Raw genomic sequence first — 25562 nt, forward strand, 5'->3', positions numbered from 1 at the left:
AAAACAATAATTATTTTATAAACTACAAATCAAGTAAAAAGTCGATCATATAGTTGAGCGGCTTTTTATTTTACTCATTTTCAGTGAGCGATTCTTCTCTGTTTTTCAGAGGATTATGTTTGTAAGGTCCTTTAATAGACAAATTCATTAATTGAAATGCCATTTCATGTTCTGAATAAGGTAGGTTATTTTTAATCCACCATATAATAACTTCCAAAAAGGCAGATTCCACATATTTGATTATTAAATCTCTTTTAGCTGTAAGATTTTGCTCACTAGGTTCGATTTGGTTAATCCCTTCAGAAACAAACTCATGTATAATTTCTAAAAGTCCCGAAGCTAAATAAGGGATGCGGTTAGTAACTAAGAAGGCTTTGTAAAAAGAGAAATTGTCTGCAATATGTTGAAATAATTGAACAAAACTTGGATGAGGGTATTCTTCTAAATAATCAAAGTTATCTAAAAGTGATATTTTGACATTTACTTTTTCACGCAAGTCACTTAAAATTTCATCGATACATTGTACCATAAGCTCATTCTTATCTTTATAGTGAAGATAAAAGGTAACACGTTTTACTGTTGCTCGGTCAGAAATATCTTGTACTTTAATTTCCTCAAAGGCTTGTTCTTCCATTAGTTCAATTAATGCCTGCTTTAATAACCTTCTAGTTCTAATTACACGTGGATCAATTTTTTGTCTTGTCATGAATTTCTATCCCTTTACTATATAGATTATGTTTTGAATTTTTTTAATATTATTGAATTCCCACATCACAACGATGCTCTTCAATTACATTATTAGGACATCTTAATGTTTATTTTTATGTGTATTAAGAAGAATTGTTAAGTAGCTACTTTACATAATATACCTCATCAACCTCCGCTAGTCGATGGACTTGTATTAATCCTAAAAATAATATCTCGTTACTACAATTATGCATAGTAACGATAAAAAAGACAATTACTTATCTATGTCAAAATGAAGTCAGTGTGAATCCAAACTCTCTACTATATTTACGGGCCGTTATTATTTCAGATCCTAACCTTGGGGATATAAAAATCCAATTATTACTAAATGGCTATATATGCATAATAATCCAATGATGAAGGAATACTTGATTTTTTTAAAACTATTAAAACTAACTAAATTAATTTAATAGAAGTTTTACAGTAAATTAGTGTTATTTCACATTTATGGATAGGGAATATGACCTTTTTGTTAAATACATAATTTGTTAACTAAATAAGTCTACGAAAATTATCATTTAATGATAATTATCTATTCAATCTGTAGCAAATTTATATTAATCTATTATTCGAATTACAAATTAATAATAGGAGGAGATAATATTGGGAATTTTAGAACTAAATAATTCAAAAGGTAAAATAAAGCTATTATTGGTTGCTCTTTTCTTTGCATTTCTGGCATTTATGCTTTCAACTGTATCTGCTGAAGCTTCAAGTTATAAAGAAGGCGATATTTTGTTTACTACTAGTACAAGTTCATGGGGGTTTACTGGCCATGCAGGAATAGTAGGTAGATCTGCTGATGGGAATTTGTATGCTGTACATATTCCAGGTCCAAATCAACCAATACAAAAAATAACTTTAACCCAATGGGAAACTAGATACCCAGTTACAGAGGTTTGGAGACATACCAATCAAACTGCGGCTCAACAAGCTGGACAAAAATCAATGGATTTTATTCGTTATTATGGAACTGATACATCTTACATAGCTCCATATTCAATCTTCTCTGTTGCAGGATTAACTTATGCAGACAAATCAGAAACATACTGCAGTAAGTTAGTTTGGCAGAGTTACTATTACGGTTCGGGATTAAACTTAGGATATAAACCAGGTGGAATGGGGATTATCAGTCCATATGCACTTAGAGCTTTACCAAATATGTATAAGGTATCAGGAAATATCTAAAACTAACTTTAAACGCTCTCTATAGAATTCTATAGAGAGCGTTTTTTTATGACTTAAAGTAAAGTCATAATAATGATAAGGAAAATAAGAATTAAGAAATAAGAATTATTGCAGATTGGATGGAGAGAATGATTGTGAAAGAAACTACGAGCAATAACTGATTTACTGAACAATAGGAGAAAATTAACAAATGAGGGTATCCATTACTTATTGGAAATGAAGAATTTGTGAAGAATTATAGTTTAACTAACGGATGCTTAGAGGAAAGGTGTTGAGCTATTCAGATACTCTTTTTCCTACTCAATTAATGGGTGGTTTTCTTTAAAAAGAAAATCAAAAAATTAAGGACTACCCAATATTCATAATATCCTATGCTTTCTATGCTTTCGGATTGAAATGCAACAGGGATTATAATCAAATTTTTCTATATAGAATTTAATTTGGCATACTAAATAAGAGCATGTTTTGATTAATCTTTTTTCAAAACGTGCTCTTTTGATTTGTTCTCTTTTCAAGGTTCCTACAAAGCTTAGTTCTTCTCTCTTACTTTTTCATAAGAATTGTTTTAGAAAGCATTTTCTGTAGGTAAGGGAGCAGCACAGTCACTCAATTAAAACAACACTATACAAAATTTGAAAACTATAAAACAATTAAAAGCAAATTATTTTTTTCACTCAATATTCAAGTAATTTACTTAGTTTTTAATACTATTTTATAGTAAGTTTTTACAGTTAAAAAGTAATAGATAATGTAAACACCTGTGTATACACCAATACATATAGCAACAGGAACGACTAAATTGGTTTGCAATAAGTTTGATAAAGCTGTTAAGGCAACAGCACTATGCGCAATTCCAGCAAGTAATGGTATAGCGAAAATAAACAAATTTTGCTTGGCTATAGATTTGTAAATTTCTTTTTTCTTTACACCAATTTTTAGTAAAATTTCGTAGCGTCCTTTATCTGATGTAGCTTCTGTTAATTGCTTAAAGTAAATGATACTACCTGTTGCTGCTAAGAAAACTAGCCCTAGAAAACCACTCATGAAAATCATTAAACCTGAAGTTTCTAAACCACTTGAGTAATCTGAATAAAAATTTGAGAATTTAGCTTCGTCAGGTAAAAAGGACTTTATTTCTTTTGTTAATTTCTCTGCATCATCTTCATTTTTGATTTTATAAACCTCCATGTCCAGAGGGGGAGCTACTTTTACTAATTCAGTAAATAACTCGTCACTGACTACAATGACATTAAAAACGGTATTGGAGTTTAATACGCTATATTTCTTTAAATCAGTAAATGCTATTTTTTGTTCAAACTCATTGACTTTAAAAGACACCTCAGTACCTATATATTTGGGTGAATAGCCTTCCATGTATGCCGCATCTAAGGCAGTAGCCTGATTTCCTTTTAATGAAAGAGAATCCTTTCGATTCTGATTATTAGCTAATTTGTTAAAATCACTTGCACAAATAAGCGTATAGGGCATATCACCATAATTATACAAATTTGTAGTATCTACATTTACTTCAATTGTAGGAATCGTTTCATGGTACATAATCTGATGATCAATATCATTAGAAATCGTTTCCTTTACCTTATTAGATACGGTATTGTCGGTCACAGTAAACATGAAACTGTTTGGATTTGCGATCTGTGTATTATGTCTGTTGTTGTAATAAGAGCTATAGGACGTTCCCACTGCAGATAATGTTGTAGCACTTAATACTGCAATTATTGTTAAAGTTCGAGCGTTGCCCTTAATTCGATATAAGAGCTGTGATATCCCAATAATATTAATGCCGTTCCAATAACTCTTTTTATTTTTTTTAGCCAATTTTAACAGATAAACAGTTACTGAATTGAATAAGAGATACGTGCCTATGATGACAGTTGCTAAGATAATGAGAGGGGTAATTGCCATACCAAGCGTTTTCCAAATACTTGATGTCACTAAATTTTGTAAAGCAATCCAGTATCCTATACCAATAAGAAGAATGGACAATAATGCTAAGAAAAACGATGCTTTCGGCTCTGGCTCACCCTGTTTTTCTGCCTGAAATAAATCAATTAGTTTAAAACGGTAAATAACTCTGTATCCTTGAAATGATGTGAATAAAGTAATAATCATAAATACAATGATTGTGTTAACAATCGCTGCAAAGGAAACTGAAAAGTTCACCAAGGTATCATGTCCCATTACCTTCATTAATAGGGATATAAAGTACTTCGATAGTATTGATCCAAGAGCTATTCCGATTGCAAGTGCAATAATTCCTAATGTAAAGTTTTCGTAAAACAACATCTTGCCAATTTGTTTTTTACGAACACCAAGTAACGAATAAAGTGCAACTTCTTTTTTTCGTTTTCGTGTAAAAAAAGAATTTGAATACCAAATAAAAATGGCTACGAATATCATTAATACAACAGACGCAGCACTAAACGCTGCGCTAATTTTTGGTGAACCTTCAGAAGTAGCTAAGATTGTTTTATCATATTTTAAAGAAACGAATGTAAAATAAATCACTATACTAAAAATCATGGATGCAAAATATAAAAAGTAGTTACTGAAATTATTCTTCATATTTTTTTGAGCGATATTAAATAATGTCACTATGACCACCTCCGAGAGAAGCGAGTACATCTAATACGTCTTGGAAATATGCTTTACGTGTTTTCTCTACTTTATGAAGTTCCTTGTAAAGTTTTCCGTCATTAATAAATATCACTCGTTTGCAAAAGCTAGCAGCGTATGCATCATGTGTCACCATCATGATGGTTGCATTATTTTTTTTATTTAAAATGCTGAGGCTTTCAAGTAAATTAGTTGCGGATTTTGAATCCAAGGCTCCTGTTGGTTCATCCGCTAAAATCAAGCTTGGATTTGCTACAATTGCCCGGGATGCAGCGACTCGTTGCTTTTGTCCACCGGAAATATGATACGGATACTTATTTAAAATTTCACGAATGCCAAATGAATCTGCAATATGATCGACGCGTTTTTCAATCTCTTTTTCTGGCACTTTAGCAAGTGCTAGCGGAAGTAAAATATTTTCCTTCACCGTTAATGTATCAAGTAGATTGTAATCTTGGAAAATAAATCCTAATTTATCGCGACGGAAATCTGATAATTGTTCATCGTCCATCATCATAATTTTTTTACCATCAATAATGATGTCTCCTGATGATGGAATATCAATAGTTGAAAAAATATTTAATAAAGTAGATTTTCCAGCTCCAGAAGGGCCCATGATCCCTACAAATTCACCTTCATTAATTTCTAAGTTAATATCTTGTAATGCTCTATATACATTACCTTTAGAACCGAATTCTTTCTGAACATTTTTTGCTTGTAAGATTTTTTTCATAATTGTATTTTCTCCTTGTAGACTAATAGTTTTTGCATATTTGTTATCTAATTTTTGTCTACAAAAGTTAGAATACACTTTCAACATTACATACATTTTAGTTAAACCTTAATTCGACCTTAACAAAACCTTAAATTGTTAAAGAGTTCGCTTATTATTCACAGTTTGAAGAGAAAGAGGAGTTAGTTTGCTGTATGGTTAAATAAAACCTTCGATAAGCTTCAGAATGACGGTTTTTAATTTTAAATACGGCTTCCAAAATAGGGATTAAAATATCATAAGAATAAATGGAAGACAAACTAAACGGTGGCCATTATTTTATCTAGACATAAATATGACTAGGTACTATGATAAATAGAAAATGAGGGGGCTCACAGTGGGGAAAAAACAATATTCACCAGATTTTAAATTAGAAATTGTTAAACAATATCGCCTCGGCACCGCTGTAAGTAAATTATCAAGCGAATATGGTATATCAGAAGTGACGATTTATAAATGGATTAAACTATATACACCTGTCGATGGGATGGTGGACATGACAAAGGCAGAGGTATTAAGCGTGCAAAAAGAAAACGAGCGCTTAAAGCAAGAGGTTGATATTTTAAAAAAGGCTATAACCATATTCGCAACCAAATAGCTGAAACAGATATAATTGACTATATTGAACGAGAAAGTGAAAAATATGCTGTGAAAGTACTTTGTGAGCTACTAGGCTTGCCGAAAAGCTCTTATTACAGCGCATTGCAAAAAAATGTAACAGTACCTACAAAGTCAGCATCAGAGGTATTATTAGAAGAAATTAAACATATTTTTATTGAAGATGGAAAACTTGACAATGGTGCACAGCTATATGACAGATTAAAAAAGCGAGGCTTTCAGGGGAGTTTGCGGAAAGTGCAGCGGGTGTTAAAAAAAGCTAAGGAAGCACAAGTAATAGAAGTGCAGGAGCCAATAGTAAATATGGGATTTGAAACAACAGGAGCGAACGAAAAGTGGGTAGTCAATATAAGTTATGTACCAACGTGGCATCAAGGGTGGGTTTATATGGCATCTATTATAGATGTACATACAAAGAAGTTAACAGGGTTTAGCTTTGATCAATCAATGAATGAAAGCTTAGTTGTGGAGGCACTACAGAAAGCGTATGCCCAATTTGCTATGCCAGTTGTATTGTATACAAGCCTGCAACCAGCGTTTATTGAGCACTGCAAAGAAGCAAGTAAAGAAAAAGAATTGTTATTACCACCAATTGTTTATAAAGATTATTTGTATGATGAGGAATGTTTACAAGCAATTGTGCCATTTTTAACAGGTACGGAAAATCGACTGCGGCGAGGTCATGCTTCCATCCGCTATTTAAAATGAACATAATGAGAAGATGAAAGCTTCCTTACTTGGTATATATGATGCCATGTAAGGAAGCTTATTTTGTTAGGCTTTATATGATGTTATGAAAGTTAATTTAAAAGTGTCCAAACGATTGACGTTTTCTGAAAAATTAATTATATTTATGGTGAATTAGGATTTTATAAGCCTAATCAAAATCTATTGAGAGAGGAGACATTCTAAATGAAAGCATTAGTATTTGCGGGACCAGGTAAAAAGGAATTGCGTGAAGTTGAAAAACCACGTGTAGTGAAAGACAGCGATGCAGTCGTTCGTCTTGTGAAAACAACAATTTGTGGTACGGACTTACACATTTTAGGCGGCGATGTACCTGCCGTTAAAGAGGGGACAATATTAGGTCATGAAGGTATCGGAATCGTAGAAGAGGTAGGCGCAGGCGTATCAAACTTCAAAGTGGGCGATAGGGTCATTATTTCTTGCGTGACTTCATGTGGTAAATGTCATTATTGTAAAAAATCATTATATGCACATTGTGAAGACGGTGGCTGGATTTTAGGTCACTTAATCAATGGTACTCAAGCAGAATATGTTCATATACCACATGCAGATAATTCTCTTTACCACATACCTAAAGGGATTTCAGATGATGCTGCTGTCATGATTTCTGATATTTTACCAACAGGTTTGGAGATTGGTGTATTAAATGGTCAAGTTTCACCTGGTGATGTAGTAGCCATTGTAGGTGCTGGCCCAATCGGTATGTCTGCATTATTAACTTCGCAATTTTATTCTCCTTCTAAAATCATTATGATAGATCTCGACGATAACCGTTTAGAAGAATCCAAGAAATTCGGTGCGACTGATACAATCAATTCACGTGATGCACAAGCTGCAATTGATAAAATTTTTGACATTACGGATGGTCGTGGCGTGGACGTCGCGATCGAAGCGGTGGGCTATCCTGCAACATTCGATATTTGCCAACGTATTTTATCACCTGGAGGACGTTTAGCAAACGTAGGTGTACATGGCAAACCTGTCGATCTACAATTACAAGATTTATGGATTCGGAACGTTACAATTTCCACAGGCTTAGTGTCCACAAGTACAACGCCAATGCTAATTAAAACTTTGGAAACAGGGAAAGTTAAGCCAGAGGGATTAGCAACACATCGTTTCAAATTTGATAAAATGATTGAAGCATACGAAACATTCGCTAATGCCGCGAAAGAGAATGCATTAAAGATCATTATAGATTTTGAATAATCGAGAATTAACATAAAAAGTCCTCAGTGGGGAAACAAGCTCCGTAAATTTGGATTAAAAGTATAGAAAAAAGGTGCCTACAAGGGTGCTTAAATAAATATAAAAAGAAGCATTCTTCTAAATTAGCATTTCAAGCTAGATATAACAGTTTAGTAAACACCGTATATAAGTGTATAAAAATATGAAACCATGTATGCCGTCGGTAGGTAGTGGAGTAAAAGGTGACACGTACATGGGCAGTTGTGAGAACGAATTAAAAAGGACTTGCATAGATGCAGATAAGTCATCCATGCAAGTCCTAACGCACCTTATAGGCGCAATAAGGAATTTCTATTGAAGTAATCTGATATCAAGTGATAGTGTATAATACGAACGGGATGTCAAAAAAGATTGCTCGAAGCACTAATTATTAGTACCTTTGTTCACCCATGCAGGAAATGTTCAATCTTTTTTCGTACAACTGCTGGGGGTATTAATTGGATATGTTCACCTTTATCGTCACATGTGAAAATGCCTTTGAAAACTTTGGGCATGGCATTGTACTGATTCTCTAACTGTTCATTAAATTGTTTAAAACAGTCATAAGGATATTTTTCTAGCAGGTAGGGTAACAAAAAAGCTGACCTTAAGATTTCATATTCCTGATAATTATATGGTGTACTGTCTGGACGCTTCTTTAAGATTTCCAACATCTTATTCATCAAAAGGGCAACCTCTTCTTCGCTTGCAAAGGCAACATATCCTCGAATGGCAATAAGCCGCATATCCAAATATCGTTCTTTTTTAAAGGCTTTTAGGAAAAAGTCCTTTCCATCCTCAGGCAAGTCAAAGACTAATTGCTTTAATAAAGTATTGCGTTTTGCAATATCCTTTGTATTAAAATATGTTTCCAAATATCCGTTTTTTTCGTCCAAATATCCCATCTCCATTCATGAGCTTGTCGTTACAACTTATTTTTCAAGGTTGCTTCAAGCACCTCTTTTCTTTTTTTCACGTCTTTTCGTGAATAAGGTTATTAAGAACTCTATCTAATTACTAAACAGAATCTTTTTCTAGTAATTTCAAATGATTACGGTACTTTGAGTGAACTTTTAACTAGCAGAGCAATTAGAATCTAACCTACTTTTTATAGAAGCTTTTATATTCTTGGCGAACAATTTGAATAAAATCATTTAAGTAAGGCGGTATATTTTTATCTTTGTGCCAAGCTATTTCTGTATAAATTGGGTTTAAGTTTAAAGCGATTGGTAGTTCTATTAGTGTTCCACTAATAAGCTCTTTTTCTACTACCATTTTAGGAAGTAGAGAAATACCTAATTCTGCTATAACACATTGTTTTATAGCTTCTATACTGACAAATTCAATGACATGCCTTGGAAATATCCCTTCTTGCTGTAGCTTATTTTCAAATTGTGTTCGGTAAGAACAGCCTTTTTCAGTTAATAATATCGTTTCTTGTGCTATTTCTTCTAATGTTAGCTTTTCTGTATGATTCAAATGATGGGTTGGGGATACAACTAACACTAAATCCTCTTCTAGTAACGTTTCAGTATAGAGTGTTGACATTATCTTTCGAGTATCGGTGATGAATGCCAAGTCTAAATGATCAGTTTGGAGTAGGTTCTTTGCAATTTCACTCGCATGGACTGGTTTAAAGATTAGTTCCACTTGAGGATGTAGCTGTTTAAATGCCTTTAGTATTCTCGGTAGTCGATATGTGCATTGACTTTCTTGAGCACCTATTGTTAAAAATGCGTTTAATTCGCTATCACCTGTTACTGCATACCGCATTTCTTCGTCAAGCTGAATTATTTTTTCGGCATATTGTGTTAATTCTATTCCTGCTTTTGTAAGGTATATTCGTTTGCCTAATCGCTCAAATAATGTTGTTCCTAACTCATCTTCTAATGATTTTATTTGTGCGGTAATACTTGACTGTGCGTAATCTAATATTTTGGCAGTTTGAGTAAAGTTTAACGTCTTTGCTGCGGTTAAGAATGTTTGTAAATGTTTAATTTCCATCTTTTTCACCTCTAAATCGAAATTTACGATTGATTCAATCGGTTTATTCAGCTTTATCGATAAGTTACGTAATTATATACTACAATTATTAAATAAGGATAGATAGGGGTATGACACATGAAAATTGTAACTTTTATTGGAAGTTCAAGGAATGGCGGAAATAGTGAGCTATTAACAGATATAGTACTAAAAGATATTACGCATAAAAAAATTTATTTAAAAGATTTAGATATTAGACCAATTGAAGATTTACGTCATACAAAAGATGGTTTTCAAGTAATTAAAGATGATTATGATAATGTGATTGAGGAATTACAAAATAGCGACATTGTAATTTTTGCAACGCCAATATATTGGTACAGCATGTCGGGAATAATGAAAAACATGGTTGATCGATTTAGCCAATCAATACGAGATAATCGTTTCCCTGATTTAAAAGAACGATTAAAAAAAATACGAACAATCGTCGTAATCGTAGGTGGTGATAAACCGAGAATCAAGGGCTTACCACTTATTCAGCAGTTTCAATACACATTTGAATTTTTAGAAATGTCATTATGGTCATATATTATTGGGGAAGCAAATAAACCTGGCGAAATCATGGATGATAAATACGCATTATCACAAGCTGCTTTGTTAAATGAAAATATAAAGTCACTGATTTATAAGGAAGGGGAGTAAATGAAGCAAATATATAAACTTCATTTAAAGTGGATTAGTACTCTTAATAAAGTGTAGATAGTTTAGTTTGAACTACCATTTCAAATGATTTAGGCAGATTCATAGCTCAAACTGCTGTAAACTTTGGCTTCGTAAGTTTAGTCAAAATAATGGCAGTTGAGCTGATGTTAGTCAATTATTCAAATTTAAATAGAGAGGATAACTGTCAGATGCCTGAAAGATATGTTAAGTGGTAAAATCTTGTTACGAAGTGAATTTTTAAAAATGAAGTAGCATTTTGAGAAAATATATAGCAAATGAGGTGAATATGATGTCACAAATTTCAGAAATAAAATTTGAAGAGTTAAATAAACTAGTCAAATTTCTTAGTTTTTTCCAAAAGCTAGACGCAACAATTAGTAACGAAGAAAAAAAGTATATGCTTGAAGGTGAAGAATTTCGAGCATTTCACAAAGAATTATGTAATACAGATTTTCTCATTGTATTTGATTGGAAGAGTTGGTTGAATGAAAATGAAATTTATAAGAATATAGCAAACGATATAGAAGAGCATGTTATGAAGGCAAATTTAGATACTCTTCGAAAATTAATGACAAGCTATATACGTGGAGATCGATTTAATGAAGGACTATTCGAAGGCGTAATAATAAATGGACATGTAACTAAGATACTAACTAGACTTAGAGAATTAATGGCGAATTGTAATAATAATTAGTGTTAGTAAGTTTAAATCAATAGGAGGAACACAAATGAGTAACAGGGACTCTCAACAATGCAATTTAAATATATGGTATTACCTGTCTGACGAAGTATGGGGTAAGGTAACGAATATATATGAGAGTATGCCAGGTTGGATAGGGTATAAAAATGGTATTCCTTATTGGTTCGGACAAGAAGAGGATGATGTTTTTATTATGGCCTCAGTAGAACCAAGTGGGTTATCATTTTATGCACAGATGAATCATAATGACTGGAGCTCTTGGATAGAAAGATTTAAATTGGAAGCGACAAAAGTGGTAGGATTTGAAGTTGGTGAACCCGAAGATGGATTTATCTAAAAATCGAAGGTCGAATTTGTGATTTGATAATTAAAAATGGATATATAGGATATTTCGGGAACATTTTTTGAAAGGGCATTATCGGGGGGAGAGGGGTAATTGAATGTCAATTTTACTAAAAGCATCATTTGTTTATTTTAGTATTGACGACGAGACCGTATTAATTGGATTTGCAGATGATGAATTTGAGACAAAGGAATATGTGCTATTTCAAAAGTCATTATGGATTGAAGACATACTCATCTTAAATAACGTTCATATTACGATTAATAGTGAAAATAGATCAGCGTATGGGGAAATATTAAGGATAATACTTAGTCGAAAGTTTATTTCAATCTTTTTATCAAAAGATACTGCAAGTTCACTTGGCGTATCTGATTCCATTGATATTGAATATGATATAGATGAAAAAGAATTCAAAATCTTAATAAGTCACATTCAAAAGCTAAATGTAAATCAAGACATAATAATTGAGGTTAAGTAGATTTAAGCCTTCAATTGAAGATGTATTGACGTTTATTGGTACAGCGATGAAAGAGATCATTAATAATCTCATTGAAATATCGATTAATTATACTAGCAGTTAACTGATTTGAAGAAGAAGTATTATGTTGGCATAAGTTAAAATCAGAGACCTTCGTATAAACCATATCCACGCTTCATGTATTCCCCACCTTTTCCTCTTATAAGAAATCTCTCCTTATAAATATATTCTAAACTATAACTTTGTAGAGGCTTGAAGGTAGAGCTTCGCACCTTCGTATGACACTATACTTATGGGTGCAGGAAATAGACAAGAAATGAATAAGTGGTAAAATTTAGTGATAAAGTAAAATGAAAAATCAGACGTAAGGAGAGAAAACAAGATGGGCAAGAAGAAAAAGACCTTACCGAAAAATTTTGATGAACTAATTGAAGCAGGGGATATATCAGCATTAAAAGAGGTATTTATGAAATGCGATTTAGATGCTCGTGGCGGTTACAGCAAATCAACAGCCTTGAGCTTTTTCAATATACCCGATGAATTGGTTCGCTGGCTCGTGGAACAAGGTGCTGATATAAATGCTAGTGATAGTTATGGAAGAACGGCTCTACATAATCATGCAATAAGTTGGTGCGGTAATATTGAATTGCTGCTTGAGTTGGGTGCAGATATAGAAGCCTTTGATTATCAAAATGAGACACCTTTATTCGCAGCTGCAGCTTCTTTTAAGCCAAATGCTGTTCACACGCTGATTGCTAACGGGGCAAATAGTAGCGCAGAAAATAAGATGAAACAGACGCCCTTAGAAAAAGCTTTGGCAATATGTAAAAACATCGATATCGTCAATATGGCGAAAGTTGCCGATATTTTGCTTAAAGCTAGAGTAACAGTAACGCAGGAAATGAAAGAGTCTATTAAACGAATTGGAACGGACTTTGAATTTCATAGAGAGGGCTTTAATAAAGATTACTTAAATCAAACAGATGAGGGACTTTTACATCTATATGAGCTATTTGATGTTCCTCCAGTAGGGAAACGAAATACTCACGATAGCGTCTCTCCAATAGAAGTAACTACAAAGGGATGGCAAGCACAACATAATGAACTTTGGAGTTTATTAATTCCGTCACAAGGACAGGCGAAGACCGTACAAGGTGAGGTTATCCGTATTACTGGTAAAGTATCATACGAAATTTTAAATAACGGCGCAATCAATTGGGATAATCAATATCGTAAAATGCTTAGTAGTCTAAACCATTACTTTAGCATGGGTACACCATTAAATGATGCTGCACTTCAGGAGGCAGAAGCATTAATAAAAGCACTTCGCAATGGACATGGTCGTGATGAACCAGCGAGGCTGTGTGAACTGGCAGTGTGCTGGGTACTCAGTAATTTGAATCCTATAACTTTGCAACAGCCCGAATATAAGTGATAACTTTAGTACGGCGATGGCACAACACTAAAACATATTAAAAGGGGATGTATTTCAGAATGAGTTATGATGTCCATATCGGAAAGCTAATAAATGGTAGAAGAGAATTGGAAGGTAAAGGTATGTTTCTACTATGCTCAACAGATCAAACCATTCAGGAAATCTCGACATTTAGTCCACAAGAAGGGATATTCATTAGTAGAAGCGCTATTGAGAATGCGCTTTACGATTTCTGCAAATCTGCAATATCTAATTATATTGAAGAAGGAAGTAACGAGGATGTGTATACCTTCTCTATCTATACTGATAGCTATAACGGTAGTTATTTAGTGTACATGAATAATCGAGCCTCTCTTGACGAAAGTGTTACTGATTGCTACGCACATTATCAAGAAAAGTATATTAAAACTGGTGACGAAATTTATAATCAAACTAGAGAACAGGTATATAGTTCATATAAGTTTAGTGAAGGCGATTATCCCTTTATGTTTGAAGAGATGCCTGAATGCCTTGAAAGCTATCTCCAAGTTTTTAGTTGCATTAGCCAAGAAACGCCTGAGTATTTAAGCAATGCGGAGAACTATATATTTGAGAAGACGATAATAGATTCGGAGCTATTCTTAATCGCCATTGATGTTATTCATCGATTGCAGAACGACCTAAAACAATTGAATCGAACGGAGGACTTCATTGCCTACGTATCAGCAGCGGATGGCGTTGGTGGTGATTATTTAACACTAAGCCAACTCATAAGGAAATGTGTGCACGAAGACCAATTGTATAAAGCAATGCCTGACTTGAAAAATAAAGATTTGGAATTTCGGACTGCTGTCGATGCAATACATCAGCTTCCCCTGGGTCAGCAGGTAAAGCATTGGGTTAATGTTATAGAAGGAGGAGAGTTTGGCGAAGGCAGCATGAAAAGCTTTTGGCGAACAGACTTTGAAGCCTATAAACAGCTAGTGGAGCTTGGAGGGCAAGTTATCCCATATATTAAAGCGTATTTGAATGGTGATATTAAAAACGAGAGCATGGATATTTTAATATTGGTATTAGAAGATTTAGCAGAACAAGCCGACACCCGATAATATCATTAAAAAATCGAAGAAGTATAATTCGCGAAATTTTTTGATACAAAAACAATCCTTTATCTTTAAGGGGGTAATCAAGTATGGTAGAACGAATACCTTGCAAGACAGAAGGCTGCAGCGCAACAATTTTGCCGAGCACCGCAGACAAAACAGGTGGTATTTGCATGCCGTGCCATCAAGAGCAGGAACGAAAAAAGCAACAAATTTATATTGAGCAGCACCGCAAAACGGTAAATCTCTACGAAGGCTTAACAGATCATGTTGATATCCTGAAGGTGATGCATGCACCGAAAAAGTATGACCCACTTATCCAGTATGTTTCGTATCCGTTAAGCATGGAGCATATGTACATATCTTTATCAGACCAAGAAGCGGACTGTATGCTGAAATATGCAATGGAATTACTCGCTAGTAACAATGAAAGTGAAGCAGAGGATATTTTATTATCTCTAGTGTGCTATCGGGATGATAATATATCAGATGCTTTGCCTGAGCTTATAGAGCGCGGCTTGTTTGATAATCCGATTCTTTATAAAGATGCACCACAAGGCATACGAAATCTGCTTTTAGAGCAGGTGAAATGGGATGAAGACAACCGAAATCATCTCCTCCTAGTACTTGGCTGGATTGAAGATATTGTTGTTACAGAGCAGTTTCGGGAATGGCAAATGCAGCCACCAACATGGGCGGAGCAGTTGTTTGTAACGCCTGAAACGTACGCACTTGATGGAGGATGGGAGCTTACCCCAGACGGAAAGAAGCGTAATCTAATTAACCATTTATGTTATGCAATTAGGCAAGCAGACCAACAGTTGGATAATCTAAACGAAGACCATCATGCTCATTTTCTAGAGTCAAGCCATTTAACGTGTCCATGGTGTAACAGGGAGTTAACGAAGTTGATGGACGTAGCTACCTCCCATCCGTCATTAAAATATCTCAACTTGCAGATGGAGAACCTACAGGTCATAACCTGTGATGTATGTGGGGGCTTTAGCACAATATACATGGAATTGGACAATCATAGCGTGCCTGTTTGGAGCCGCCATAATCAAAAACCTGCTTATCTTCCTGATATCGATGACCTAAGCAGTGAAGCGGAAACCGTACCTAGTTTAGTCCTTTCACATAAACCGCAAACACCGTATTATGCTGCAGTTTGGACGATGTCACAATTTGATTCGCAGATTGGTGGCCATCCTAGCTGGGTACAAGAGCCGGAGTATCCGCTTTGTCCTTGTTGTGAACGAAGAATGCAATTCATTGGGCAGATTGATTATGCTGATTTCGACGAATATGCAGAAGGTATTTTTTATATGTTTATATGTCCAAAAGACAGTATGACAGCAACGGTATATCAGCAAAGCTGAAAACTGTTGTTGCATTTCAGGGACCGCCACTAGAAGAACAAAATGAGAAAAAGAGCCCGCTTTAACAGCGAGCTCTTTGCTTAGGCTTCTTTTAACTTATTCATTACTTCATCTATATAGGAATCGGTAAAGTGAATAATGCCGAGATTTTTTACAATACGTCCTTCCTTCAGGCGGTTATCAAGCCAATCTGTAATAAAGGCAGGAGCATATCCGCCTTGACCGAATTCTCCGCCAAATGCGATGATGTTCTGATAAATGGATACATATTGATCGTAATTAGTGTCTGGATACGACTTGGTATATAACCAAAACTGCACATCATACATGACATAGGATAATTCATCTGCATGAAAACTAAAATGGCCTTTCTCTTCGACAATTCGTGTACATATGTTGCGAATTTTTTGTTCCACCTGAGCCACTTCAGTTACCTGAGAGCACAACTCCTCTAGCAGAGGTGAAAATTTGCCGCGCGCTACTTTATCAAGAGCTATTTCTTTGTCTTCTTCAGAAGTATCATATTGTTCTTCGCTCACTAAGCCTTTAATAAACTCTTCAAAATTGTCAGCAAGGAAGGTAATCTCATAATCATCTTCTTGGTCGACATGAATAACTTCAGGTTCACCATTCCTACCGCAAGCTCGATAGTCTAGCATCACAACATCATGACCGGCTGATGGACAATCACAGATTACGACTCCAATGTCTGGATATCCCCATTCCTCAATCATAAACGGACTACCCAAATCTCCGCACAGGGAATAGCTTTTCTCGCGCCCAATACCCGCAATTCCTGTAATGGCAATATGATCCTCAGCCCAGGATGTAGGGTCCTCTGTTGGAAAGCAAGTGTTCATTGGCACCCCACCATTTTGCTGCTTCATAAGATAAATATAAGAGGAGGGGAGCTTATAGCCAAGTTCTTTTTCTATAGAATCGATTAGTTCATCCGTAGGGGGATCACATTGGTAGGATGTTCTTGCGTACTCGCTGTCATCCCAGAAATCAGTTAGAAACATGTCTGAAAAAGGAATTTTCTTTGCAAGGGAACCGCCACGCGCCAAGGAATCTTTCTTTTTGGCAAGCCGGAGTTCTTCTTTTTTTTGCTTCTCCGCTTTATGAGTACTCTGTCTCAAAAAATATTCCGTACTTTGAACACCAGGCTCTAATTGATCTGACCTGCTAAAAGCTTGGACTGCTTCCTCATATCGCTGTAAATAATAAAGAGCAAAGCCAACCCGATAATGCCATAGAGAATCCTGTTTGCCAGCCTCAGCAATCTTACCGAATTGATGGAGCGCTTCTTCGTAAAGCCCCGAATTGTTATAGGCTCTTGCCATAATGCTAATTGCTTCATAGTCGCGCTCTTCTTCAGGAATTGCTAAAAGCGAATCGATAATTCGCTGATGTTCGTCTACTTCATGCCATGCAATCAATTGATCAATTAGCTTTTGTTCCATGTCTACCTCCAAATGATTATTTACATCATAACTACATATGTTTCTGGTAGCCTCTACTTTAAAATAGTAACATCTATTAAAAAAGGATTCTAGAATTTTCCTTTATGTTACAACTATGAAGAAATTTAAGGGAATGAGTTTAATATTTCATTGGACTCATTTTTTTTTTGCCTTGAAATACGTAATTAACTTACTCACTTCAACTACTAAGTGCCTTTTTATTATTCTTAAAATTTTAGTTGATTACTTCATTCCCATTTGTCCCATGATATAGGTAGATGGGGGGTGTTGGCTTATGGATTATGAATATACAGTAAAGTTTCACTTCAACGAAAGTCGTGAAGAAGAATATAAAATCAAGAATAATATTGGACAAGAAACATTTGTAGAAGAAATTTTTAATGGGTTCAATGAAAAGTCCTGGTATTCATTTACTGAAACAGAAAATTATAAAACGATATTAATTAGTACGAAAGGTGTTTATAAGGTATCGGTAGTACAAGATGTAGTAACATTTGATTAATTTAATGTATTAAGTCACATCCATTTTTGGAGTGGCTTTTTATTATGATGAAGTTAGTCACGGGCAACGACAGGGAGTGACGTAGTACTACGATATGCTAATTAAGCTTTAGAAAAGTTAACTTTTAGTGGGCTACCATATTCGAGTATGATAGTGATAATATTAAGTTTTTTAAAGGGAGATTTACATGAAAAATAGATTTTCAATTGGAGAAATGGCTAAGCTTCATAATACAACCATTAAAACTCTTCGATATTATGATGAAATTGACTTGTTAAAACCTGTACATACAGATAGCAACAACGGTTATAGATACTATTCAACGGAACAATTTGAACAAGTGAATACTATAAATTATTTAAAGGAATTAGGTTTTTCATTAAAGGAAATTAAAAGACATCTGGATCACAGGGATATCAACGGTTTTTTGCATCTCTTAGAGGAACAGCAACGATTAACTGAAGTGAAAATTAAAGAACTGGAACAAATTAACCGCAGATTTCAACATCGAATCAAGGATATAAAATTAGCACAAGAAATAAAGGAATTAGAAGTTCCATTCATAAAGGAAATAAAAGAGAGAAAGATAGTAAGGTTAATGGAAAAAATCAGTTCAGAACCTCAACTGGAAGTTTCTCTACGACAACTAGAGAATTCGTCCAATATGAACTCTTCTATATTTATTGGGGGAGTCGGTTTAACAATTAGTATTCGTGATTTATTGAATAACAAGTTTAATGAATATAACTCCATCTTTATTTTAGTCGAGGAAGATGATATTCAAAGTCCTTTAGTAACAACTCTTCCGGAAGGAAAGTATGCATGTATTTATTATAATGGAAATCATAATAATTCTCCTGTACAGTATAAATCCTTGCTGAATTGTATAAAAGATAATGGTTTTCAAATTATCGGAGACACCATTGAAAGGACAATCATTGACCATTATATTTCTGAAAGGAAAGAAGACTATCTGACAGAAATTCAAATACCAATAAAGTGTTGACCCTCCCCATACAGGAGGGTTTATTTTTTACTTAGGCACAATTATCTAAAGGAGAAATCATTATGTTTGGAACAATATTTAATACAATGATGATAATAATCGGAAGCATTGTTGGAAGCGTCTTTAAAAATGGGATAAAAGATGATTATCATAATATCCTTATGCAGGCTATGGGCTTAGCTGCTATGGGATTAGGAATAAATGCACTTGTACAACATTTACCTTCAAGCAAATATCCGGTACTTTTTATTGTAAGTTTAGCTGTAGGTGGATTAATCGGCCAAAAACTTAATTTGGAATTAAAATTTAATGCTTTAGTTAATAAATATTCTAAAGGCAATTTAGCAGAAGGGTTATCGACGGCTATTTTATTATTTTGTATTGGCACATTATCTATATTAGGTCCTGTAGAGGCTGCGTTAAAGGGAGATTATACGTATCTACTTGCAAATGGTATATTAGATGGCATTACTTCGATTGTTTTAGCAACTACATTTGGTATTGGGATAGCTATATCAGGAATTGTGTTATTTGTATGGCAAGGTTCCATTTATTTAATTGCTATTTTAATGGGGAGCTCCATCAATAATGATCTTCTAAATGAATTGACAATTATAGGAGGTATATTAATTTTAGCGTCAGGTTTAAGTATTTTGGGCATTAAAAAATTTAATACTTTAAATCTTTTGCCAGCATTACTTATCCCAGTTATTGTATTTTTATTTATCTAGTAATTCCTTTTATTATGGGCTAAGAAATCTTGAACTACATTTAAAGAGAAAACACACATCAATTTGTAATGAACCAAATTTGTGTGTGTTTTATGCACTAAAATTTATTATTTAACTAACTTATTTAGGAAGGGTAGTATCTCCTTAGGATTAAAAATCTTGTAGTATCGAGAATCACTTATTCTACAGGGGCCATATTGTTGTAGATTACGTCGGCAGTGACTTTTCCAGTACTAACATCTTGAGATGTGTAACCCGAAATGAAGTTTCCAACTTTAAATTCTTTTTGCAATAGTTCTTCTGATGGTTTTGCTGCAGTTGGCCCTTTAATCCCTAGTTGGGTTTTGTTCGTTACCGTTACCCATAAATCACCGATTTTAAAGCTATTGCCGTTTGCATTGACTTCAGTAATCGTCCCTTCAATATTCACCACTGCTTTGGCTGTAGTTTGCGGTTTATCTATTTCCACTAATGTACTTTGCGTGTCGGTCTTCGAATGCTGTATCATCGTGTACGTCCCTGTCAATACTGTACAAACTGTGACTATCATGCCCAAGTTCTTTAAGGATAATTTCATGCTATTTTTCATTCTATATTCCTCCTTAATTGCTGTAGATTGCATAAATTTTTTATAAGTTTCTTCTTTGAATCTATCGTTTATCTTCACCTGCTCCATCGCAGATTTATAGACAGACTTCCTCATTCTCAAGCCCTCCAATCTTTTCTTTTAAATGAAGGCGTCCACGCGCAAGCCAAGTCCCCACTGTTGCTGGCTTAGCCTGTAGGATCTCTGCAATTTCCTGAATCGTATATCCCTCATAATAGTGCAGATGGATAGGAATCCGATATTTTTTATCTAGAGCTAATACTGCCTGTAATAACTCGTTCTCTTCCTTAGGGAGGTAGCTTAAATCCTCAGGAATTGGATTTCTGCTGCGGAACCAGCCGGTTTTCAGCATATTTTTGCTTTTGTTAATGGTAGTGCGTATGAGCCAAGCTTTTTCATGTTCATCGTTGTTGAATACAGGGGGATTCTGCAAATAAGTTAAAAATACCTCCTGTGCAACCTCTTCAGCGTCCGCTACATTTTTTAAATATGCGAATGCCACTTTTATCAGACTATGGGAGTATAAGTCCAGAGCCCGATGCAATGCGTCATGAACTTCTAGAGAATGATGCACCCCACCACCTCCTTTCACTTTAAATACAACTGAGGATGCCGTTATTTTTCATTGAGAATTAATTTTTTTAATATTTAGTGGGGAAGTTCATTTTATTTCCCATTTACCTTATTCTTATTTTCTCCTGTAATTATAAAAAATTTTATTCCGCTAATCATTGCCAACGCACAAATGTTACCTCGACGTTACTATGAAACTAAAATGTGCGTACTTTTTTTTCCTCTTTCGAGACTACATAATGAGAAAGCAATCAAGCAAACACATATTGGAGGAATAAAAATAATGAATCATTTACAAGATACAATCACATTAAATAACGGGTTACAAATGCCTGGTATGGGGTTAGGTGTTTTTCAAGTAGAGAATGATGCTACTGCAGAGATGGTTAAAAACGCTATCGAGGTTGGATATCGAAGCATCGATACTGCTGCAATTTATGGCAATGAAGCGGGTGTAGGGGAAGGTATAAAACTAGCGCTAGCATCTACTGGTTTACGTCGTGAAGAGCTGTTTATTACATCAAAAGTATGGAATGATGGATTAAGCTATGAGGAAACAATTGCTGGATATGAAGAGAGTCTACAAAAATTAGGGTTAGATTATTTAGATCTTTACCTTATTCATTGGCCAGGTAAAGATAAGTATGCTGAATCTTGGAGAGCGCTTGAAGATTTATATGAACAAGGCAAGATTAAAGCAATTGGCGTATGTAACTTCACTGTAGCACATTTAGAAAAATTATTATCATTTGCTCGTATTAAACCTGTTATCAATCAAGTGGAATTCCACCCACGCTTACAGCAAGTGGAACTTCGTGCATTTTGTGACAAGCACCAAATTCAACTAGAAGCATGGGCACCTTTAATGCAAGGCGGGCTTCTTGAAGATGAGACCATTTCTAAAATCGCTACAAAATATGGGAGATCAATCGCTCAAGTTATTTTGCGTTGGGATGTCCAAAATGGAGTGATCACAATTCCAAAATCTGTGCGTAGAGAACGCATGATGCAAAATGCCGATATTTTTGACTTTCATTTAACAGACGAAGAAATGGCTTCTATCAATTCAATGAACATTGAACAACGTGTTGGACCAAACCCAGATGACTTTGACTTTGCGCTATAAGCATAAAAAGAGAAAGAGACTGTCTAGTGTGTGACAGTCTCTTTCTTCCCTCATTATGATGTTTGCTGCATAGCGATAGCGATATCTTCATCACGTTGTTTTAAAACGACATCTTCGCCTTTTTCCTGTAATACTTCAATATGATTTTCGCCCCAAGTGCAAAGCATGTTCAAAATAGGTTCCATTCCTTCTCCATAAGGCGTTAAGGAATATTCAACTTTGGGCGGTACTTGATTAAAGACTTTGCGATCGATTAGTCCAGCTTGCTCTAACTCTCGTAATTGGCTTGTAAGCATCTTTTGTGAAATTTTTGGAATCAATCGTCGAAACTCATTTGTTCGAATTTTACCATGGTGGTTTAAATGACAAAGAATAATCGGTTTCCATTTTCCGCCGATTACTTCAAGCGTCGCTTCCACACCAATATTATATAATTTTTGCATTGTAACCTCCGTAATATACAAAAGTAACTAAAAGTACTCTATGGGTCATTTAGATATGTACTGAATATTACTACACATGCAAAGAAAAATCAAAGGAGATAGTATTTGTATGTCACAATTAAAAAAGCCAAATGCTAAATTAACATTGCTTGCACTTGCAATTAGTGCGTTTGGAATAGGGTCCACTGAATTTATCAGTGTTGGTCTTCTCCCATTAATTAAAGATAACTTTGGTATATCGTTAAGCACAGCAGGCTTAACCGTTTCTATATATGCACTAGGTGTAACGATTGGAGCTCCATTATTAACAGCTTTCACATCACACCTCAATCGAAAAACAGTTTTATTGCTTGTTATGACCATTTTTATAATTGGTAATTTAACAGCAGCATTAGCACCTATTTTCTCCATCCTGATTATAGGACGCATTATTTCAGCATTAGCACATGGTGTGTTTATGTCCATCGCCTCTGTCATTGCGGCAGAAGTAGTTGAACCAAATAAACGAGCAAGTGCTATTGCCTTTATGTTTACAGGTTTAACATTAGCTACTGTAACAGGTGTCCCACTAGGTACATTTATTGGACAAGTAATGGACTGGCGTATGTCGTTCATCTTTATTGTCGTAATTGGCATTATCGGTTTAATTAGTAATGCGATGTTAGTCCCTAGCCAATTATCGAAAGGCAACCCAATCTCTTTACGTGATATTGGCAAAGTATTAGGTAATATCCGCATGGTATTAATACTTTTCATTACTGCAATTGGCTACGGTGGTGTCTTTGTTGTTTATACGTTTGTTTCACCGATTTTAGAGCAATATATGGGGTACTCACCACATGCTGTTGTTGTGATTTTAGTTGTCTATGGTATTTGTGTTGCTATTGGTAATACATTAGGCGGTCATTTCGCTAATAAAAATCCGCTTCGTGCAATCTTTATTATTTTTGTTGGGCTTGCCTTAGCATTACTTGGCATTAACTTTACGCTCGAATCACCAATTATCGGATTAATTATGGTACTGCTAATGGGGTTATTTATGTTCATGAATGTCCCAGGCTTGCAATTATATGCGGTTATTCTGTCTGAAAAATATGTGCCATCAGCTATTTCCATGGCTTCCGCTTTAAATATTTCTGCTTTTAACATTGGTATATTTCTAGGATCATATATTGGAGGCTTTATTATTCGCCATCAATCGTTAGCGCATACACCCCTTTACGGATTCTTAATGGTGATGCTTGCAGCGGTTGTTACACTACTATGGTATCTTTGTGATAAAAAGAAAGTTTAATTTTTTTAGGATTGCGTAATAATGTTGAGATAAATAAAAAAGGAAGCTCATTATGGCTTCCTTTTTTATTTGAAATATAGAAGTCAATTTCCTTTTCATGCAGCGCTTTCCGCGGGCACACTGAAAGGTGCAACCTTCGCTACTGTCGATACTTTGAAAGGAAGTCACCATAGTTTCTTTTTTTCTATTATATCAATCTAAGTGAAAGTAATTTAAATGTACTTTAATTAATACATCCTAATTGCCACTCCTTTAAATTTTCTTGACTTCTAGCTTGGTTTTTAGTTTTATTATAAGTATATAAAGTAATGGTTTTAACTAATGGCTATCAATTTTTAAAACAAAATTATGATTCGTTTAGCTAATATTAATATGTATTAAACAAAGTTTTTTGGTTATGTATAGGTAGGACCTCTAGTGTATAGATGGTCTTTTTTTGTGGGCTCATATCGGCTGTACAAGTTAGGAATGACTTTCAATAAAATAGACTACCTAGTACTTGCTTTCCACCCAAGTTCTAAGGTAGTTTGTTGTTAAAGAGAATAGTTTAATCGATGACACAGTGTAAGCATATACAACCAAATGTTAAGATGAAATATAGATCGAAAGAGGTTATGTACAACATGAAACAAGGAGTTACTGCCAAAGATGTAGCAAAATTGGCTGGTGTTTCACAATCTTCAGTATCAAGAGTGTATTTTGAAGGTGCGTCAGTATCTGCGAAAACTAGAGAGAAGGTTCTAGCAGCAGCACAAGAGCTTGGCTATAGACCGAATGAATTCGCACGAAGCTTAATTACAAACCAATCCAAAATTATTGGTTTAGTGATGAAAGGTGTTCAAAATCCTTTCTATCCTCAAGTATTAAAGCTATTTACGACTTCCCTAAAAAAACATGGCTATAGCGTACTATTCGTCTACACCAATAATGATGAAATCCAAAAAGAGGATATCGAAATATTATTTAATTATAATGTTGCAGGTGTAGTTATTACCGATGCATCACTTTCTTTGTCGGTTACAGAAGATTTCATAAAGTATCAAATACCGTTAGTTCTGTTTAATCGAAAAATAGATAATAATAAATTTTATTCTGTATGTTGTAACAACTTTGAGGCAAGTAAAAAGATTGCAGAATATCTATTAAGTATCGGCTGCTCAAAGATGATTTATATTTCAGGGAATGAAAATACATCTACAAGTAGAGAACGGGAAAAGGGATTTAGTGCTATGTTACAGGGGGAAGACGTGCACTATCAGAAATACAGTTCTGATTACACTTATGAAGGTGGGTATAATATTACTCGTAAAATTATATTAGAAAAACAATTACCGGATGCGTTCTTTGTGGCTAATGATATTATGGCGTTAGGAGTAGTGGATGCATTAAAGGACAATAATATTGCTATTCCGAATGAAACGAAAGTTATAGGTTTTGATAATATTGAAATGGCAGCTTGGCCTACATACAGTCTAACAACATGGGAGCAACCAATTACAGAAATGGTAGACGAGACTGTAAAATATTTGCTTAATGAACTAGAAGAATATTCAGGTGAAGCTAAAAATCTTGAAATTGACGGAGCCCTTATTTTGCGCAAAACAACATAGTGTAAAAAGGTCGTAAAGACTTATTCCATAAGCATCATGCTATATCAAAATAGGATGCATACAGTAATATGTATGTGCATCTTATGAGAGATAGTATGATGCTTTTATTATTTTTTCGTGAGTTATGGTG

26 protein-coding genes are annotated in these 25562 nt (G+C 34.6%); 17 read left to right on the forward strand and 9 right to left on the reverse strand.

Going from position 1 to position 25562, the window contains the following annotated elements; translation table 11 throughout:
* Positions 1–70: 70 nt before the first annotated feature.
* On the reverse strand, positions 71–706 hold the full coding sequence (locus ACIQXW_RS16425; RefSeq protein ID WP_402763899.1) for a TetR/AcrR family transcriptional regulator: 636 nt from the start codon (positions 704–706) through the stop codon (positions 71–73).
* 644 nt (positions 707–1350) lie between these two features.
* Here ACIQXW_RS16425 and ACIQXW_RS16430 point away from each other — a divergent pair.
* Entirely contained in the window at positions 1351–1935 is a 585-nt protein-coding gene (locus ACIQXW_RS16430) for a hypothetical protein (RefSeq protein ID WP_401022209.1), read from the forward strand.
* Between the two features lie 690 nt (positions 1936–2625).
* Here the strand turns inward: ACIQXW_RS16430 and ACIQXW_RS16435 are convergent.
* Positions 2626–4548 (reverse strand): ABC transporter permease, encoded by a 1923-nt coding sequence (locus ACIQXW_RS16435; protein WP_402763902.1) that lies wholly within the window; start codon positions 4546–4548, stop codon positions 2626–2628.
* A complete protein-coding gene (locus tag ACIQXW_RS16440; protein ID WP_402763905.1) occupies positions 4535–5302 on the reverse strand; it encodes an ABC transporter ATP-binding protein in 768 nt (255 codons plus the stop codon). Before ACIQXW_RS16440 ends, ACIQXW_RS16435 begins: the two co-directional genes overlap by 14 nt.
* A gap of 376 nt (positions 5303–5678) precedes the next feature.
* On the opposite strand from ACIQXW_RS16440, the gene ACIQXW_RS16445 reads away from it, so the two are divergent.
* From ACIQXW_RS16445 to ACIQXW_RS16455, 3 genes are all read left to right on the forward strand, one after another.
* Positions 5679–5939, forward strand: coding sequence for a transposase (locus ACIQXW_RS16445; protein ID WP_402763908.1), 261 nt, complete (start codon positions 5679–5681; stop codon positions 5937–5939).
* Between the two features lie 50 nt (positions 5940–5989).
* The gene (locus ACIQXW_RS16450; protein ID WP_402763910.1) at positions 5990–6667 is read left to right on the forward strand and encodes a DDE-type integrase/transposase/recombinase; all 678 of its coding nucleotides are present in this window, start codon (positions 5990–5992) and stop codon (positions 6665–6667) included.
* A 204-nt stretch (positions 6668–6871) separates the two neighbouring features.
* On the forward strand, positions 6872–7915 hold the full coding sequence (locus tag ACIQXW_RS16455; protein WP_402763913.1) for a zinc-dependent alcohol dehydrogenase family protein: 1044 nt from the start codon (positions 6872–6874) through the stop codon (positions 7913–7915).
* Positions 7916–8337: 422 nt separating this feature from the next.
* Here ACIQXW_RS16455 and ACIQXW_RS16460 read toward each other — a convergent pair whose 3' ends face one another.
* Positions 8338–8829, reverse strand: coding sequence for a hypothetical protein (locus ACIQXW_RS16460; RefSeq protein WP_402763916.1), 492 nt, complete (start codon positions 8827–8829; stop codon positions 8338–8340).
* A gap of 205 nt (positions 8830–9034) precedes the next feature.
* Complete coding sequence (locus tag ACIQXW_RS16465; protein ID WP_402763919.1) at positions 9035–9937, reverse strand: LysR family transcriptional regulator; 903 nt, start codon at positions 9935–9937, stop codon at positions 9035–9037.
* Between the two features lie 117 nt (positions 9938–10054).
* Between ACIQXW_RS16465 and ACIQXW_RS16470 the strand changes: the two genes are divergently transcribed.
* The 7 genes from ACIQXW_RS16470 (at position 10055) to ACIQXW_RS16500 (ending at position 16056) form a co-directional block, all read left to right on the forward strand.
* Positions 10055–10618, forward strand: coding sequence for a flavodoxin family protein (locus ACIQXW_RS16470; protein WP_402763922.1), 564 nt, complete (start codon positions 10055–10057; stop codon positions 10616–10618).
* Positions 10619–10925: 307 nt separating this feature from the next.
* Positions 10926–11333 carry a DUF6508 domain-containing protein gene (locus tag ACIQXW_RS16475; protein ID WP_402763924.1) on the forward strand — a complete coding sequence of 136 codons (408 nt, stop codon included), beginning with the start codon at positions 10926–10928 and terminating at the stop codon, positions 11331–11333.
* 34 nt (positions 11334–11367) lie between these two features.
* Complete coding sequence (locus ACIQXW_RS16480; RefSeq protein ID WP_402763927.1) at positions 11368–11676, forward strand: hypothetical protein; 309 nt, start codon at positions 11368–11370, stop codon at positions 11674–11676.
* A 103-nt stretch (positions 11677–11779) separates the two neighbouring features.
* Positions 11780–12160 carry an Imm10 family immunity protein gene (locus ACIQXW_RS16485; RefSeq protein ID WP_402763929.1) on the forward strand — a complete coding sequence of 127 codons (381 nt, stop codon included), beginning with the start codon at positions 11780–11782 and terminating at the stop codon, positions 12158–12160.
* A 382-nt stretch (positions 12161–12542) separates the two neighbouring features.
* The gene (locus tag ACIQXW_RS16490) at positions 12543–13595 is read left to right on the forward strand and encodes an ankyrin repeat domain-containing protein (RefSeq protein ID WP_402763932.1); all 1053 of its coding nucleotides are present in this window, start codon (positions 12543–12545) and stop codon (positions 13593–13595) included.
* A 59-nt stretch (positions 13596–13654) separates the two neighbouring features.
* A complete protein-coding gene (locus ACIQXW_RS16495) occupies positions 13655–14683 on the forward strand; it encodes a hypothetical protein (protein WP_402763935.1) in 1029 nt (342 codons plus the stop codon).
* Between the two features lie 83 nt (positions 14684–14766).
* Positions 14767–16056 (forward strand): YwqG family protein, encoded by a 1290-nt coding sequence (locus ACIQXW_RS16500; RefSeq protein WP_402763938.1) that lies wholly within the window; start codon positions 14767–14769, stop codon positions 16054–16056.
* 80 nt (positions 16057–16136) lie between these two features.
* Here the strand turns inward: ACIQXW_RS16500 and ACIQXW_RS16505 are convergent, their stop codons facing one another.
* Complete coding sequence (locus ACIQXW_RS16505; RefSeq protein WP_402763941.1) at positions 16137–17519, reverse strand: SMI1/KNR4 family protein; 1383 nt, start codon at positions 17517–17519, stop codon at positions 16137–16139.
* Positions 17520–17814: 295 nt separating this feature from the next.
* Here ACIQXW_RS16505 and ACIQXW_RS16510 point away from each other — a divergent pair, with 295 nt between their 5' ends.
* From ACIQXW_RS16510 to ACIQXW_RS16520, 3 genes are all read left to right on the forward strand, one after another.
* Positions 17815–18042: a hypothetical protein gene (locus tag ACIQXW_RS16510; protein ID WP_340823232.1), complete on the forward strand. Its 228-nt coding sequence runs from the start codon at positions 17815–17817 to the stop codon at positions 18040–18042.
* A 187-nt stretch (positions 18043–18229) separates the two neighbouring features.
* Positions 18230–19048, forward strand: coding sequence for a MerR family transcriptional regulator (locus ACIQXW_RS16515; protein ID WP_402763944.1), 819 nt, complete (start codon positions 18230–18232; stop codon positions 19046–19048).
* Between the two features lie 62 nt (positions 19049–19110).
* Positions 19111–19779 (forward strand): DUF554 domain-containing protein, encoded by a 669-nt coding sequence (locus ACIQXW_RS16520; protein WP_340823234.1) that lies wholly within the window; start codon positions 19111–19113, stop codon positions 19777–19779.
* A 178-nt stretch (positions 19780–19957) separates the two neighbouring features.
* On the opposite strand, the gene ACIQXW_RS16525 is transcribed toward ACIQXW_RS16520, so the two are convergent.
* Together ACIQXW_RS16525 and ACIQXW_RS16530 are read right to left on the reverse strand one after the other, a co-directional pair.
* Positions 19958–20482, reverse strand: coding sequence for a hypothetical protein (locus ACIQXW_RS16525; protein ID WP_402763948.1), 525 nt, complete (start codon positions 20480–20482; stop codon positions 19958–19960).
* Positions 20463–20960, reverse strand: a complete 498-nt coding sequence (locus ACIQXW_RS16530) for an RNA polymerase sigma factor (RefSeq protein WP_340823236.1) — start codon at positions 20958–20960, stop codon at positions 20463–20465. Before ACIQXW_RS16530 ends, ACIQXW_RS16525 begins: the two co-directional genes overlap by 20 nt.
* A gap of 279 nt (positions 20961–21239) precedes the next feature.
* Between ACIQXW_RS16530 and ACIQXW_RS16535 the strand changes: the two genes are divergently transcribed.
* Complete coding sequence (locus ACIQXW_RS16535; protein WP_402763998.1) at positions 21240–22085, forward strand: aldo/keto reductase; 846 nt, start codon at positions 21240–21242, stop codon at positions 22083–22085.
* Positions 22086–22138: 53 nt separating this feature from the next.
* On the opposite strand, the gene ACIQXW_RS16540 is transcribed toward ACIQXW_RS16535, so the two are convergent.
* Entirely contained in the window at positions 22139–22528 is a 390-nt protein-coding gene (locus ACIQXW_RS16540; protein WP_401009331.1) for a winged helix-turn-helix transcriptional regulator, read from the reverse strand.
* Positions 22529–22637: 109 nt separating this feature from the next.
* Here ACIQXW_RS16540 and ACIQXW_RS16545 point away from each other — a divergent pair, with 109 nt between their 5' ends.
* Positions 22638–23822, forward strand: a complete 1185-nt coding sequence (locus ACIQXW_RS16545; RefSeq protein ID WP_402763953.1) for an MFS transporter — start codon at positions 22638–22640, stop codon at positions 23820–23822.
* Between the two features lie 623 nt (positions 23823–24445).
* Complete coding sequence (locus ACIQXW_RS16550; RefSeq protein WP_401022161.1) at positions 24446–25432, forward strand: LacI family DNA-binding transcriptional regulator; 987 nt, start codon at positions 24446–24448, stop codon at positions 25430–25432.
* Positions 25433–25562: the final 130 nt, after the last annotated feature.

The organism is Lysinibacillus sp. NPDC097162 (genome assembly GCF_044762185.1).
In the GTDB taxonomy this organism is placed as follows: domain Bacteria; phylum Bacillota; class Bacilli; order Bacillales_A; family Planococcaceae; genus Lysinibacillus.